General features: G+C 61.9%; 19 protein-coding genes. 11 read left to right on the top strand and 8 right to left on the bottom strand.

From position 1 onward, the window contains the following. Positions 1-47: 47 nt before the first annotated feature. The 3 genes from GGD67_RS01510 (at position 48) to GGD67_RS01500 (ending at position 1,160) form a co-directional block, all read left to right on the top strand. The gene (locus GGD67_RS01510) at positions 48-302 is read left to right on the top strand and encodes a hypothetical protein (RefSeq protein WP_246784235.1); all 255 of its coding nucleotides are present in this window, start codon (positions 48-50) and stop codon (positions 300-302) included. A gap of 172 nt (positions 303-474) precedes the next feature. Next, complete coding sequence (locus GGD67_RS01505; protein ID WP_179730619.1) at positions 475-723, top strand: hypothetical protein; 249 nt, start codon at positions 475-477, stop codon at positions 721-723. A gap of 290 nt (positions 724-1,013) precedes the next feature. Beyond that, positions 1,014-1,160, top strand: a complete 147-nt coding sequence (locus tag GGD67_RS01500) for a hypothetical protein (protein WP_179730618.1) — start codon at positions 1,014-1,016, stop codon at positions 1,158-1,160. A gap of 18 nt (positions 1,161-1,178) precedes the next feature. Here GGD67_RS01500 and GGD67_RS01495 read toward each other — a convergent pair whose 3' ends face one another. Continuing rightward, a complete protein-coding gene (locus GGD67_RS01495) occupies positions 1,179-1,739 on the bottom strand; it encodes a bifunctional transcriptional activator/DNA repair enzyme AdaA (protein ID WP_026202855.1) in 561 nt (186 codons plus the stop codon). A 125-nt stretch (positions 1,740-1,864) separates the two neighbouring features. On the opposite strand from GGD67_RS01495, the gene GGD67_RS01490 reads away from it, so the two are divergent. Together GGD67_RS01490 and GGD67_RS01485 are read left to right on the top strand one after the other, a co-directional pair. Continuing rightward, complete coding sequence (locus tag GGD67_RS01490) at positions 1,865-2,287, top strand: nuclear transport factor 2 family protein (protein ID WP_179730617.1); 423 nt, start codon at positions 1,865-1,867, stop codon at positions 2,285-2,287. Positions 2,288-2,367: 80 nt separating this feature from the next. After that, a complete protein-coding gene (locus tag GGD67_RS01485; RefSeq protein ID WP_179730616.1) occupies positions 2,368-3,288 on the top strand; it encodes a DMT family transporter in 921 nt (306 codons plus the stop codon). Positions 3,289-3,295: 7 nt separating this feature from the next. On the opposite strand, the gene GGD67_RS01480 is transcribed toward GGD67_RS01485, so the two are convergent. Beyond that, entirely contained in the window at positions 3,296-3,646 is a 351-nt protein-coding gene (locus tag GGD67_RS01480) for a zinc ribbon domain-containing protein YjdM (RefSeq protein WP_179730615.1), read from the bottom strand. Between the two features lie 127 nt (positions 3,647-3,773). Further along, the gene (locus GGD67_RS01475; protein WP_177237474.1) at positions 3,774-3,947 is read right to left on the bottom strand and encodes a hypothetical protein; all 174 of its coding nucleotides are present in this window, start codon (positions 3,945-3,947) and stop codon (positions 3,774-3,776) included. Positions 3,948-4,337: 390 nt separating this feature from the next. Here GGD67_RS01475 and GGD67_RS01470 point away from each other — a divergent pair, with 390 nt between their 5' ends. The 4 genes from GGD67_RS01470 (at position 4,338) to GGD67_RS01455 (ending at position 7,173) form a co-directional block, all read left to right on the top strand. After that, positions 4,338-4,985: a cell envelope biogenesis protein TolA gene (locus GGD67_RS01470; protein WP_179730614.1), complete on the top strand. Its 648-nt coding sequence runs from the start codon at positions 4,338-4,340 to the stop codon at positions 4,983-4,985. A gap of 162 nt (positions 4,986-5,147) precedes the next feature. Continuing rightward, positions 5,148-5,684 (top strand): helix-turn-helix domain-containing protein, encoded by a 537-nt coding sequence (locus GGD67_RS01465; RefSeq protein WP_179730613.1) that lies wholly within the window; start codon positions 5,148-5,150, stop codon positions 5,682-5,684. 250 nt (positions 5,685-5,934) lie between these two features. Then, on the top strand, positions 5,935-6,216 hold the full coding sequence (locus tag GGD67_RS01460) for a hypothetical protein (RefSeq protein ID WP_018322975.1): 282 nt from the start codon (positions 5,935-5,937) through the stop codon (positions 6,214-6,216). Between the two features lie 411 nt (positions 6,217-6,627). Next, entirely contained in the window at positions 6,628-7,173 is a 546-nt protein-coding gene (locus GGD67_RS01455) for a hypothetical protein (protein WP_018322976.1), read from the top strand. 157 nt (positions 7,174-7,330) lie between these two features. Here GGD67_RS01455 and GGD67_RS01450 read toward each other — a convergent pair whose 3' ends face one another. Next, positions 7,331-8,338, bottom strand: coding sequence for a hypothetical protein (locus tag GGD67_RS01450; RefSeq protein ID WP_179731384.1), 1,008 nt, complete (start codon positions 8,336-8,338; stop codon positions 7,331-7,333). Between the two features lie 115 nt (positions 8,339-8,453). Further along, entirely contained in the window at positions 8,454-9,248 is a 795-nt protein-coding gene (locus tag GGD67_RS01445) for a transglycosylase SLT domain-containing protein (protein ID WP_179730612.1), read from the bottom strand. Between the two features lie 149 nt (positions 9,249-9,397). Between GGD67_RS01445 and GGD67_RS01440 the strand changes: the two genes are divergently transcribed. Further along, positions 9,398-9,868 carry an SMI1/KNR4 family protein gene (locus tag GGD67_RS01440; protein ID WP_092262023.1) on the top strand — a complete coding sequence of 157 codons (471 nt, stop codon included), beginning with the start codon at positions 9,398-9,400 and terminating at the stop codon, positions 9,866-9,868. 172 nt (positions 9,869-10,040) lie between these two features. Here GGD67_RS01440 and GGD67_RS01435 read toward each other — a convergent pair whose 3' ends face one another. Beyond that, a complete protein-coding gene (locus GGD67_RS01435) occupies positions 10,041-10,556 on the bottom strand; it encodes a ParB N-terminal domain-containing protein (RefSeq protein WP_179730611.1) in 516 nt (171 codons plus the stop codon). 443 nt (positions 10,557-10,999) lie between these two features. On the opposite strand from GGD67_RS01435, the gene GGD67_RS01430 reads away from it, so the two are divergent. Continuing rightward, entirely contained in the window at positions 11,000-11,554 is a 555-nt protein-coding gene (locus GGD67_RS01430) for a hypothetical protein (RefSeq protein WP_179730610.1), read from the top strand. 637 nt (positions 11,555-12,191) lie between these two features. Here GGD67_RS01430 and GGD67_RS01425 read toward each other — a convergent pair. Together GGD67_RS01425 and GGD67_RS01420 are read right to left on the bottom strand one after the other, a co-directional pair. Further along, the gene (locus GGD67_RS01425) at positions 12,192-13,214 is read right to left on the bottom strand and encodes a serine/threonine-protein kinase (RefSeq protein WP_179730609.1); all 1,023 of its coding nucleotides are present in this window, start codon (positions 13,212-13,214) and stop codon (positions 12,192-12,194) included. Further along, on the bottom strand, positions 13,211-13,684 hold the full coding sequence (locus GGD67_RS01420; RefSeq protein ID WP_179730608.1) for a hypothetical protein: 474 nt from the start codon (positions 13,682-13,684) through the stop codon (positions 13,211-13,213). The genes GGD67_RS01425 and GGD67_RS01420 overlap by 4 nt, the downstream gene beginning before the upstream one ends. Positions 13,685-13,752 lie beyond the last annotated feature (68 nt).

The following is a 13,752-nucleotide window of genomic DNA, read 5'->3' as shown; positions in this document are numbered from 1 at the left end:
CGATGATGGAGTGCGGGGGCCAGCATCACCTTCTTGATGAGAGCGTCTTGCCTGACGCGTTGCCGCAACTTTGCTGCGGCTGGCGCGTTTGGTCGGCCATGACGCATTCCTCGCTTCGTCCCATGGACGCCTTCGATCCCACCGAACCCGCCATTCTGCACGATCGCCTGACGGATACGATCATCACCTGGACCGCTGACCAGGCCGACGATTACCGCCAGGCCAGTCGCCCGGGCGAGGACGGAACCGTGGCCTGGAAGGCCTATCTGTTCGATGGCTGGGGCAATGTGCTCGGTGGCTGAGCACCGTCCATAAAACCGTCATGTCGCGGCCGGCGGTGATTCGGCCAACGCCTTGTACGCATTAAACATATCGCCATGCATAATGCGCGCTGTTGCAATGCAACAAAGCATGTCGCATTGCAGCAAAACGCGCCTAAATATGCTTCGACTCTTCCACTCAGGAGCATCACCAATGAACAAGAAGACTCTGTCGATCGCCGCCGCCATCCTGACGATCGCGGGCAGCACCGCGGCTTTCGCCGCCGAACTGCCGACTTACGAGACCAACGGATTTCCGGTCTCGCCCTTGCAGGTTCGCGTCCTCGGCGCCGCGCATGTCGAGCAGCAGACCGCTGCGCCGACCACGCTGGCCTCGGTCCACCAGGCGAAGGCGCTCAGCCCGCGCAAGGTGAAGACCGCGACCGTTGGCGTGGCCCACTAAGCTGACATCGTGAACGGCAGATGGGTTCCGCGGAGAGGCGGGACCCATCTGCATCACGTGATCGAAATCGACGCTGCTCGCGCATCGCATCGTGCAAGGTCTCGGCACGATGAATTGACACCGATGCGCTGATTGAGAATCCGGCCGCGAACAAGTTCGCGTGAATGTGCTGGTGATGTATGCCCGTTCATAACGGGCTTGATCCTTTTAACAGTTGCTTTGCACGTCGGGTTGCTTGATGCGGCCGCCGCATTGTTGCGGCCAATTTTGAAATCATAATGGAGGCCATTATGCCCGTTGCGCAGAAAGTCGTTGCCGCCACCACGTCGCCGCGTGCGTTCATTCTCAAGCAGACAACTTTGTTCGCCGCCGCCGCTTTGTTCGTGTTCGTGCTGAGCCTGACCTACGGCCTCGATCTCAGCCCCGGATTTTTCTGAGCGATCTTCCGCCGCGCGCTAAGCTCTCCGCGCGCGCAGGCTTGACGGCGCGCGGCCGTAGAGCTCGGCGAAGGCGGCGTTGAATCTGCGCAGGCTGCCGAAGCCGGCCTGGAATGCGATATCGGTCATGCTGTCGTCGCCGGCATCGAGCAGGCGCTTGGCGCGCTGGACCCGCAGCGTCCTGGCGAGCTGATGCGGCGTGGCGCCGACGTGGCGCTCGAACAGGCGCGCCAGGTGACGCGAGGAGATGCCGAGCCGCATCGCCAGATCGACCACCGAGCCTTCGTCGAGCGCGCCGTCATCGATCAGCTTCATGGCCCGCGCCACCGTGGAGCGCGTGCCGTTCCAGGCCGGGCAGAACGGCGCGGTTTCGGGCCGGCAGCGCAGGCAGGGCCGGAAGCCGGCGGCTTCGGCCGCCGCTGCCGTCGGATAATAGGCGACGTTGCGCGTCAGCGGTTGCTTGGCCGGACAGACCGGGCGGCAATAGATGCCCGTGGTCTTCACGGCCGTGAAGAAGCGGCCGTCATACCGGGGATCACGGCGCAGGCGCGCGGCGTTGCAGACATCGAAGCTCAGCATGGCCGGATCATAACGCATGAGGGCAGGGGTGGAAGGGTTGCGGGATGACCGAGTCCGATTGTGGCGAGCTGCAAGGCGCATCGCGGCCTAGAAGGCGCCCCTCAACGAAAACGAGGGAGCGCATCATGTCCAGCCCAAGAGATATCGTCCTGAACGCGTGGAAGATCTTTTCGACGCGCGATGCCGAGCGCATCGCCGCATTGTTCACCGATGACGCCGAATGGATCGCGCCGAAGGGCAATGCCACCGCCGTCGCGCTCGATCACACCGACCACATGGTGGGACCGCACCAGATCGCGCGCTTCATCGCGCAGGAGATGCACAGGATGTTCTCGAACATCGATATCGCGTTCCGCGGCGTCTATGCCGACGGCGATGTCGTGATCGTGGAGGAACGGATGCGCGCCACGCTGCCCGGCGGCAAGCCCTACGAGAACGACTATTGCTTCGTGTTCACGGTGGCGGGCGACCGGATCCGGCAGGTGCGGGAATACATGGATACGCGCAAGGGATGGCAGATGGTCTTCGAACAGGAGGCTGATGCGTGAGCCCCACAATCACCGCCGCGTGCCAGCCCTGCAGCCGCGTGGGTTGAGCCGATATACGCGCTGACATAAGGCTTGACCCCATGGACCAGCGAACGAGCGGCGCCGACGCTCTATCTCAGAACAAGATTGCGGCGCCGGCACTGCTCGGCGTCACTTGCGGCCTTGCCGCGGCGCTGTTCTGGGCGCTCGGCTTTGCCGCCACGCGGCATGGCCTCAAGCTCGGCTTCACGCCGGTCGATCTCCTGGTGCATCGCTATGTCTGGTCGGGGATCGCGTTCCTGCCGCTGGTGTTCCGCGCCGGCATCTCCGATCTCTGCGGCATCGGCTGGAGCAGGGGCCTCGTGCTGATGGTGCTCGGCGGCCCCGTGATGTCGCTGATCTCCTACACCGGCTTCCTGTTCGTGCCGCTCGGCCATGGCAGCGTGATCCAGCCCTCCTGCGCGACGCTCGGCGGCCTGCTGCTCGCGGCGGTCGTGCTGAAGGAGCACATCTCCGCCTCGCGCCTTGCCGGCGCGGTCGTCATCGTCGGCGGCCTCGGCGTGATCGGGACGGAATCGATCGGCCATATCGGGGCCGACGGCGTGCTCGGCGATTTGATCTTCGTGCTCACCGGATTGATGTTCGCCGGCTTCGGCGCAGCTCTGCGCCACTGGCGCGTCTCGGCCGTGTCGGCCGCGCTGGTGATCAACGTGCTGTCGCTGCTGCTGCTGCCGGTCTACATCGCAACCGTCGGGCTCGCCCATGTCGCGGCGATCGGCGTGACCGAGAACGCGATCCAGGCGCTGGCGCAGGGCGTGCTCGCCGGCCCCGCCGCGCTCTATCTCTACGCCGTCTCGGTCCAGCGCCTCGGCGTTGCCCGCGCGGCGGTGTTTCCGGCCTGCGTGCCGGCGCTGACGCTGCTCACCGGCTGGCTGCTGCTCGGCGAGCCGCCGACGATGCTGCAGGCGGCGGGACTGGTGGCGGTGCTGTGCGGGTTCTATCTGGCGCAGCGGCAAAGGTAAGCGCGAGCTACGCCTTCTTCACGAACTCCGACTTCAGGTTCATCGCGCCGATTCCGTCGATCTTGCAGGCGATGTTGTGGCCGTCGCTGGCGTCCTGCAGGCGGATGTTGCGCACCTTGGTGCCGCCCTTGACCACCGAGGAGGAGCCCTTGATCTTGAGATCCTTGATCACGATGACGCTGTCGCCGTCCGCGAGCACATTGCCGTTGGCATCGCGCACGCCCGCGTCCTGCGCGGTGTCCGCCGCCGCCTCCGCCGCACCGCTCCATTCATGGCCGCATTCCGGGCAGACCCAGAGATCGCGGTCCTGATAGGCGTGCTCGGAGTTGCAGGCGGGGCATTTCATCGTGTCGGTCATGGCAAGTCTGGTCTAACCCTTCGCTCGTCTCAACGCTTCGTTCGCGGCGCGACCGTAGGGGCAGGATTTGGGAAAGCAAGGGAAAGCTGCGGCCTGCTCGCAATCGCCGTCGCCTGCCGGTGCGATATCACCGAAACAGCGCGACGAAGATCACGTAGAACCAGCCCAGGATGCCGTGGATGATCGCCCACAGGATGGAATGGTTGTTGGTGTAGGAGATCGCGATGGCGAGCGCCGAGCCGAAGCCGACGCCGTATTTCGCGCCCTCGACGCGGACGCCGTAAGAGCGATTGCCGTTCATGGTGATGCCTCCGTGAGTCGTTGACGGGCGCGAGCCTATGCGGTTGCCGCGATCCTGGCGACCGGCTTGATCCATGAGGCAATGTCGCCCTTGCGAGTTGACTGCCTCAACACCTCCGACACATCGAATCGCGAAAACAACCCCATGCACAGTAGAGACAGCCTTGATAAGGCTCGTGTTTTCGGTTGTGCCGAATAATGTTCTGATGCGTCGGGCAAAACAGTGGCATGATGCGATGGTGCCGCTCGTCCGCGAGGCGCTTTGAGCGGAGTGCGCAGCACGGATGGAGCGCAAGCGTAATCCGGGATTTCATCCTTCCGAGACAAGACCCGGATTGCGCTTCGCTCCATCCGGGCTACGCTGCGCCGGCAGTCGAGATAACGGGACCACATGCCGGCAAAACCGAAACGAAAACTGAAGACCTACCAGACCTCGCTCGGCTTCTATGACCAGGCCATCGCCGCGCCTTCGATGAAGGCGGCGCTGGAGGCCTGGGGCGCCAGCTCCAACCTGTTCCATCAGGGCGCGGCGAAGGAGACTGACGATCCCGATATCGTCGCGGCGACCATGGCAAAGCCAGGCGTCGTGCTCAGGCGCCCCGTGGGATCGGACGGGCGGTTCACCGAGAGCGCCGAGCTGCCCACCGATCTCGTCGATGACGACGCCAGGCCCAGACGCAAGGCCAAGGGCAAGACGCGATCGACGAAGGCTCCCTCCAAGGCCGCCAACAAATCATCCGGCAAGATCGACGCTCAGGCCGCCCGCAAGGCGGCTGCGGCATTCGAGAAGGAGGAGCGGCGGCGCGAGGCCGAGCGCCGCAAGGAGGAGGCCGCCCGTGCCAAAGAGCGCGCGCGCCGCGACAAGGCGGTCGCCCTCGCCGAGGCGGCGCTGGACAAAGCGAGACGGGAGCACGATGCCAAGGCGGAGGAGATCGACGCCGAGCGGGCCGCACTGGATGAGCGCGCCGCGGCGGAGGAGGCGCGCTGGGACAAGCAGCGGGCGAAGCTGGAACAGGCCCTGCGCCGCGCGCGGGAGTAGGGCCTTGCTACGATCCAAGAGATCGCGAGAGCAATTCCTTTACCATGCCATCCAGTCCCGGCTGAGGCGGCTGCCGGTTAGGAGTTGCAGGAAAGTTCTGCGCTATCTTCGTCCCGATTTCGGCAGCGTTGGAAACGCTGCCGCAAGTTTTCGGGAGCTGTCATGAGCGATCATCGCGCCGCAGTCAGGCATCACACGTTGCGCACCGGCATGGTCGAGTTCGACAACGGCACCGGCAGCATCGTCAGCGTGCCCTGCACGATCCGCGATGTCTCCGGCACCGGCGCGCGCGTGGCGCTCAACAGCTCGGCGTGGGTGCCGGAGCAGTTTTCGCTGATCTTCTCGAACGGTCTGCGCAAGGGCTGCCGGCTCGCCTGGCGCAAGGAGCGGCTGATCGGCGGCGCGTTCGCGGACGGCTATGCGAGCGTGGACGAGCAGGCGGCCATGATGACCGCGGACGAGCAGGCCCGGCATAGGCTGGGGATCGGCGCGCGCGTCAGGGCCGCACGCGAGACCCGCGGCTATACCGCGGCCCAGCTCGCCGAGCGCCTCAGCGTCACCCCCGCCTTCGTGTCGCAGGCAGAGCAGGGCGAGGCGGACATTCCGCTGTACCAGCTGATGCACATCGCCGATCTGCTGATGGTCAGTCTTGACGGGCTCGTGGCGGGGCCGGTGCCTGAGGATGTTGATGCGGGGTAGGGTTTCGCAAGCCTCCCGTAGCCCGGATGGAGCGAAGCGCAATCCGGGATGTTGCCACCGTATTCACTGGTCCCGGATTACGCTGCGCTCCATCCGGGCTACGCGCGCTGAAGCGCCCAAGCGCGCGCCTCGTCGCTGAGGAGCCCGCTCTAAGCGGGCGTCTCGAAGGATGGCCGCAGAAAAAGTCGCGCGAAATTCGCTTGCCTTGCCCCGAGTCCTTTTGCACTCTTGCCGCGAAGGAGACCACCGCATGACAAAAATGACCGCCGCCTGCGCGCTCGGAACTGCCCTGGTGCTGAGCAGCCTTGCAACATCAGGCGCGGAAGCGCGGACGCGGAAAGCCGTCGTCGTTCGAGCCCCACAAGAGCGGCTCATCGTCACGGCGCCGGTGCTGAGGCCGACGCCGTGGGATTACAATGTCGTTCCGCGCTATCGTTATCGCCCCGAGGACGACAAGGTCGATCCCTACGGCCCGCCGCTGGTGCCGTCCTATGTTCGCTATGAGGGATGGCGCTGGCCGTATTGGTGGTAGTGATCGACGCTTCGCAGTTCGTAGCTTCGTAGAGTGGGCAAAGGCGCACTTGCGCCGTGCCCCACGTCCTCTCCTCGATCAGCCAAGACGTGGGCACGCTTCCGCCTTCGCTCTTCGAGCTACGGCGGACAAGTCGCTTTGCCCACCCTACGGCACTGCGCGTGCGGCGGCCCTCGATTCCGCCACGCTCGATCGGGGCCGGGCTCGTTCGGCAATTCGGACCCGTTCATTTGTGTTTGACAGGTCCGGAGCTTGAGAAAACGACATCTCCTCCAACTGATACGCCGATAAGTTGAAGTCTGATTGCTCGTCATCTCTGCGTGCAGAGGTGACGATTGGGAAAAAATGGCAAAGTGGAGGCTGTCAAGAGTACATCGAGGTAGAACGACACTTATCCCCGTAATAAACCCGATGCTGTTTGGGGTTCTGGGCGTATCGGGAGGATCAGTCGTGGCAAGTGTTGAACAATTGCACAGACGAGAGGGAGTGAACTTGGTCCAACTCGAAGCGGACATCACGTCGATCCGCTCGGGAAGCTCCATTACTTCAATTAATTTGCCTGATTACGTCGAGCACACCGCGGGCGTGTCGCGCGTCGGTGCGCTCAGTGCAGAGGCGGTCGTTCGCGACTATGAGTCCGCTGCAAAAGAGATCGAGGCCATGGGCACCGAGTTGATCGACGCCGCGCGAAAATGCGAGGCGCTGACGGCTCAGGTTCATGATGCGATCGCCTTCATGCGAGAAACGGCGGCGGGGTATCGTGAAGAGGGACGGAAGATCTTCCAACGCATCGAAGAATGCGCGCTGTTCACCGAAGACGTGCGCAAGACCTGCGAACAGGTCAAACGCAGAATGGCTGGAGTTTCATTTGGCCCATCTTCCGATGAGGAGCTTGCGCCGCAAGATCCCGAGCTGACGGGGATCGCGGCCAAGGTGACGATGAGCGAGATACGGTAAGGCGAGTGGAGAGCATAGTAGCTTCGTAGGGTGGGCAAACGCGCACTTGCGCCGTGCCCACGTCTTCTCCTCGATCAGCCAAGACGTGGGCACGCTTCCGCCTTCGCTCTTCGAGCTACGGCGGACAAGTCGCTTTGCCCACCCTACGGCAGCTCGCTCACCAATCCGGATCGCCGTAATAAGGGTCGTAGGGCGGCGGCATCCACGGGCCTCGCGGCGGCGGCCTCGGCCGCCGTGGCGCGGCGTCTGGTACGTGCGCCCGGGCACGCGCAGCCGAATCGTTGTTCACCACGCTGCGCGCGACCGGCTTGGCGGCTGCAGAGGCGGATGACGCCGGTGACGCGGTCAGTTGCGTTTGCAGCGCCTGGACCTGTGCGGCGAGGCGCGCATTGTCCGCCGCATCCTTCTCTTGCGCTGTCTTGAGCTGTTGAATGGTGTCGGCCTGCTCGCGCAGGGTCTGCTCGCTCCGGCCTTTCAGTTGCTCGAGCTTGCCGTTGATGTTCGCAAGCTCGCTTGTGATGGCCTTGAGCGATTGCGCCAGCTCCGATGACGACGCCTCAGGCGCCGCGGCGCCGGACTTTGGGGCGCTGTCCGTTTCCTTGGGCACTGGCGGCGCGGCCACCGGGCTCGGCTCATCCGCAGCAGCCAGCAGCACGACGGGCGGCTGCACCGGGTTTTCCGCCGCGGACGCCTGCGGGGGCGTGCTCGCGACCGGCGGAGCCCATCGCGCCATGATCGACTGGCCGATCGATTGGGCCTCATCGCGATATTGCGAAGCGACGGCGGCACCGAGCAGGCCGATCGCCAGCACGAGAATGACCAAGGCGCGCATCATGGCCGGATCGTTCTTCAAGCCGCGATCGCGACCCCCGGTATTCGGAACGTAGGGGCTCGGAACCCTGGCATCGGGCTTCGGCGCCTCGTCTCCGGGAGTGGCGGCTGCCGCCGGCGCGGCGCTTGCACGTGAGGCCCGCGGGCTCTCGCTCTCGCGTTCCATTCCGGAAACCAGTCGGTCCAACCGCGCCAGGTCCTGCTCCGCGCTCTTGATCCGGTCGTAGGCCTGCGCGAACCCGCTATCGGCGCGCGCCTCGTCCGGCTTGGGGGCGTCAGGCTTGCTGGTGTCAGGTTTGGGGTCGTTCGTGTCAGGCACCGATGCGCTCTCCATCCGGTCGGGCGTCAATGGGAGGCAGTCCGATCAAGAAGGATAGGTCTCGCCGCTATCCAACACAACGCGCGTGCAAAGGAAAAATTATGGCGGGACGGGAGCGGGGCTGTGCTCTTCAATGATCCTGGTCCGCCGCCAGCCGCGCAAACTGCCGTTTCATCGCATTGACCCTGCCGACATAGCCCGCGACGAGATGATCGCCGCAGCGTGTCCCGGCGATCATCACAAACTTGCGCCGCGCATAGGCCGCGGCGGGACCTGCGCCGCAGAGATGGATGAAGGCGGCCAGATCCTGCTTCTGCTGCGCGCTCGCTTTCACATCGCCCGCGAGCGTGAGGACCATGGCCACCTGGCGGTCCAGATACACCGAGGCCAGCTCGATGGCATGGCTCGGGATCGCGCGGACGTAGAGGAAGGGAGACCCGCAGCCGGTTTGCGTGACCGCGTTGCCGCGGACACAGAACCGCGCGGCTTCCATGAAGGCCGGATCGGTCATCTGGAAGAGCCCGACGGCGCTGGAGGCGGGCTTGTAAATCGCCAGCGGATTAAGGCTCCACCGCCAGCGCCAATAGGTGCGCGCCACCGGATTGCCCGAACTCTCCACCTGCGCCAGCGCGGCCAGCAATTCCGGCGTGATCGCAGCCGTGGAATAGGTGTGGAAGAGCGGCCCGTATCTCGCCCAGGTCTCGGCCGGCTCCTTGTCGAGGGCGTGACCGACGACGACGAAGAGTTCGGTTGGCTTGCGGAAGATCTGATAGGCGATGTTGAGGAGCGCGAGGGCTGCCAGAAGGATCAATACGCTGCCCGTGATCCGGACCGTCCGCGGCGCGCGCGCAAACTTCTTTCGCGCCCACTGGACGCTCCGCCGGACACTGCGAAGGCGGAGGAGGAGCTTGCTTTTCCTTGGCATGGGCGCTGTGGGCGTAAATCGCGGAGACAATGATGCATGGCGCCACCATCAAGACATGAAGACCATGCAGCTGGGATCACGTAGCATAGACAGAGCGCTCGGCCCCAGTGGCGGCGACTGCATGACCACGGGACAGGACGCCTAGGCCCATGAACTATCTCGATCTCATGGACAACCGACGCCCACCGGCGTCCGCCGACGCCATCCGCGCGCTGGAACAACATATCGGCGCGCCGCTGCCCGCGCCCTACAAGGCGCTGCTGGCGCAATCCGACGGCGGCGGCTTCGAGCCCTGCGGCGTCGAGCTGCCCTGGCGCAACGACCGCACCGTCCTGGACCTGCTGTTCACGACCCATCCGACCGACAGCTACGGCGTCATCGACAATTACGACATGTATCGGAGCATGAACCGAATCCCCCGCCTGAGCTGCCCCTTCGCGCCCGATCCCGGCGGCGACCTGTTCTTGCTGAGCCTCGAGCCGGACAGCTATGGCCAGGTGTTCTACTGGGAGCACGAGCGTGAGCCGCCGGACGGTGGCGAAGAGTTCGCCGATTTCGCGAATACGAACCAACTGGCGCCTGATCTTGAGAGCTTTATTCTCGGGTTGGGGGAGGCGTGAGTTCGGAGATTAGTCCGCAAAGATCAGACCAAAAGAGTTGAGTGCACTGTCACTGAAATTTGGTAGCCCGGATGGAGCGCAGTGCAATCCGGGATGTTGCCACAGGATATACCGCCCCGGATTTCGCTGCGCTCCATCCGGGCTACGCGCTCCATGTGTTAATTGCCGGCCATCAATAGCGGCCGCCGCTGCCCTTTTGCTGCGTGATCCAGGCCGACAATGATTTCGGTGCCGCCTTCGCAGTCCGGCCCGGTGATGCCTTCGCATTGTCGCGGACGCCTTTCGTCGGAGGGGTGCGCGACGCTTCCGTTACGCCAGCGCCCTTCAAGGCAGAAGTCGATGCCTCTGCAGCTTCCTTCTCCAGGCGCAACTGTTTCAATCGCGCCATCTTGATGCGCTCTGCCTCGACTTCGGGTCGTTCGGCGAGCAGCGGCTTGTGTTGAGCAAGCTCGGCCGGGACCAGCACACCGAGAATGGTCGTCTCGCCGAGCGCCTTGCAGGCCTCTAACCGATGCAGTCCCTCGACCAGAACGAGGCGGTCTCCGTCGAGCCTGATGGAAATGGGCTCCTGTTGTCCGATCTCCAACATGCTTTCCGCGACCTCCGCGACGGTCTCGGGCTTGATGGCCTTCTTCTGCTTCGTGGGAACGAAGATCTTCTCGATCGGGAAGCTTTCCGGTTTGGGCATAACTCGACTCCGCTTCTCCCGGGCCCGTCGGAACCCATGCCGGTGGTGGTCGGGAGTTTAGGGGGGAAGGGCGTGACGGCAAAGGCAATTTCGGCGGCGGCGTTTTGATGAGCGTCGAAGCCCAAACCGCGATTACAGCAAAAGTGCACTTAATCGGGATCGCATGTGAAAGTTAACCGAAGTAGCTGATCCGGCGATATCAAACGAATCTAGTGCACGGCAATTTTGGACCCCTCGCGGCGCGCGGGCGAATGTCTTTCGCATGCACCGAGCGCCCCGCCTGACGTTCCGAAGGCCTGGGAGGAGGCTGCTACTCTTCCTTGGCATGACCTGTGTGAAGACAATGGGGGAGTTGGTGCGGTGGCAATTTATGGTTGAATTGCATCAGGCGTCGGTCAAGGATTGGGTAAGGTCGTAAGCGATTAGAAAGATGCGCATCGTCCATGTCCTTACCCGCCGTCCGCGCGCTACTGGAAAGCATCGACGATCTTCCGGATGACCTCGACTTCGAAGAGGAGGACGGCTGCATCTATCTCCGAGCCCCGATCGGATTGAGTGAAGACGATCGATGGCTCACGTTAATTGATGTTGGCCTTACACCGCGGCGCGATTCGACACCGTTCCCCGATCTGAGATCGTTCGACTATCACGAGTTTGGGTATGAAATTACCATACTAGATCAGCTCGGGAAGGTTCCGATCCGGTCGACAATGAACAGGGACATCGCAAAGACCTGGTTACCACCGCGCTGTTCGGGGTTGGTCGTTGATGTTGTAAGTCATTGTTGCCGCAGGCTTTTGCAGGAGCATTCGCCTGGCTATATCTATCGTGTGACGTCCGCCAAACAGGTCGGCGGGCCGGCCCTGCACAAGCACACTTTGGTGACGAATGTGATGCAGAATGAAGGTTACTCGATCCTTATGGACGGGGTGGACGATTGGAAACGGACGTTCTGGCTGATGGGCCGAGAGGGATTTGATCTCTCTTACCTGAGGTAGGGAGTCGATGAAGGTCTTGCGATGAACTGGCAAACGTTGATCTCGACGGCGCTGCAAGCAATCGGTTTCCGGAAGGAGAGCGGGCCGCAACCGCGTGTCTATGAGGGTATCCGCGAACGCCGGGGAGAAGAGGCACAACGGTACCTCGAACAAGCAAACCGTTCGCTGGCCAAAGTTCGGAAGAAGCGGGACGAACGCGCGCATGAGTGCGTATAGCGTGTGAGAAGGGCGCTTAACCCGCTATCTCTGCTGAGCACTGCATGTCGTATCGCTCTAGTTCAACCAGCTGGTCGGAGCCACGCGCCGAAAGTTGAGTGCACGTCACCGTCGCGGTTTCAATTTAACTTTTCAACAACTACAGGATGTTTCGGTTGTTGACCGAATCGACTGTTCATATTATGTTCTCGTGGTTCGGTCGCGGAGGCACCCGTCATGTTTGAGTTGCCCAGATGCCGCCACTGCAGACGTAAGTGGGTTCCGGCCGAAGGCGTGTCCGCGAGGGACAGCTTTTGCTCCGCCTGCAGCGAGGAAAGGCGGGAGCTTGCCAAAATGAAGCTCCGTCTAAAGCCAATTCGACGAAGCGACGTAGTGGGCGGACACATTTTGCCTCGATCGCATCGGGCAAAGAAATCTGCAGCTAGGTAGAGAAGAATTTCTCTAAGGCTCGTATGCAGTCTTTCTTACTGCTAGTGGCTTTGCCTAGATTGCGTTTATTTCCATCACCGATGGGGTAGCTGGCGGCCGACCATTCGTGTTTCTTTAAGCTGCGCTCTAGCCATTCCACTTTAAACCGACGCTTGTCGGTTTTTCGTTCCCAGACAACATGCCCGGCTGCAATTCTGCACTCCCACTTGGGATCGCATGTTACGCCAGAGATTGCGTTGAGAAATTGAGCGGCATTTTGATATCGCTGCTTGGTGTCATCATGCATGGCCTTTCGAATGACGCGACGCCAGCTATCAGGTACGTGGGGCAGCCACGGCAATCGTTGTGCAAAGTTGCCCTTTTTTACTTCGTCAGATGCCGATGGAATTTGAAGACACCATTGTCGGCCGTGCATAAGTCGAAACAAAGTCATGGCAACTGCCCAGATGTCTGATTTCACACTTGTGCCTAGACCTGCCCAGACTTCCGGCGCGAGATGATTGCTGTAGCCTGCGCCCGAACCATACCCGAGGATCAAATCATCCGTCACAAGTCCGAAGTCGCCAATTTTTGCCGTACCGTGTTGATCCAGCAGAATGTTGCCTGGCTTTATGTCTCTGTGAAGCATGCCCCGCGAATGGAGTGCGTCGAGTCCAAGAAGAGTGTCGGATGCAATCCTTTGCACTCGATACAAAGGTAGTGGACCTGCCTCAAAGGTTTTTTGGAGTGATCCTTCGCAGAGCTCCATTGCGAGATGAAGCGTATCGTCGCTAGCGTGTCTGACCAGCTGATGCACTCTAACTATGTTTGGGTGCTCGGCCTGAACTAGCATCTGCGCTTCGTGGAGCAGCGTCTCTTTTCTGACGTTCCAGTCGGCGTCCGATTCTCCTGAATATTGATGTAGCCTTTTCACGGCAACCGGTCCCCGAGCGGGGTCGTCTGCTATGAAGACCTTTCCGAAAAAGCCAGACGCGATCTCCTTGCCGAGTTTAAGCTCGGATGTGAAATCGCTCATTTCCCGCGGCTCGCAATAAGCAGAAGTGCGGCTTCACGACTGCCGCCTCGCAGCTCTTCTCCCGCAACTTGTTCCTTCCAAAATCCATCGTCTTTCAGATACTCGTCGGCCTTTCGCTCGCCAAAGGTGCGGCTAATATTTGCCTTGGCTCTGATCTCCACATCCGCCCCTCCATAGCGAAGAGCGCAGATCGTGACCCCTCGCAATTCGGCGGATTCGAGATGGGCTAGTTTGGGCTTCCCAGCCTGGGTGAGAGCGCTTGCCTTTACGATAGCCTTTTTGATTTTCTTCTCTCGTACGTAATCGCTGATCCTTTGGTGGATCAGCCGATATGCCTCAGCTCTATCACCTTTCTGCAACTTGATGGTCTGATCAAGTACGATGGTGATGGCACCATCGTCGGGCACGTTCGCATCCACCAAGATCACCGCGTCCCCAGATGCAACAACCCCCAATGAACGAATTGCCATTGCGACTCCTTATTGGTCTAAAATATATGGCAACCTAAAGCAGTAAGCAATTTTTGTCGGGCTTCCTG

It is taken from the genome of Bradyrhizobium sp. IAR9, from assembly GCF_013408065.1.
Lineage (GTDB): Bacteria > Pseudomonadota > Alphaproteobacteria > Rhizobiales > Xanthobacteraceae > Bradyrhizobium.
This window is presented reverse-complemented; position numbering and strand designations above follow the sequence as displayed.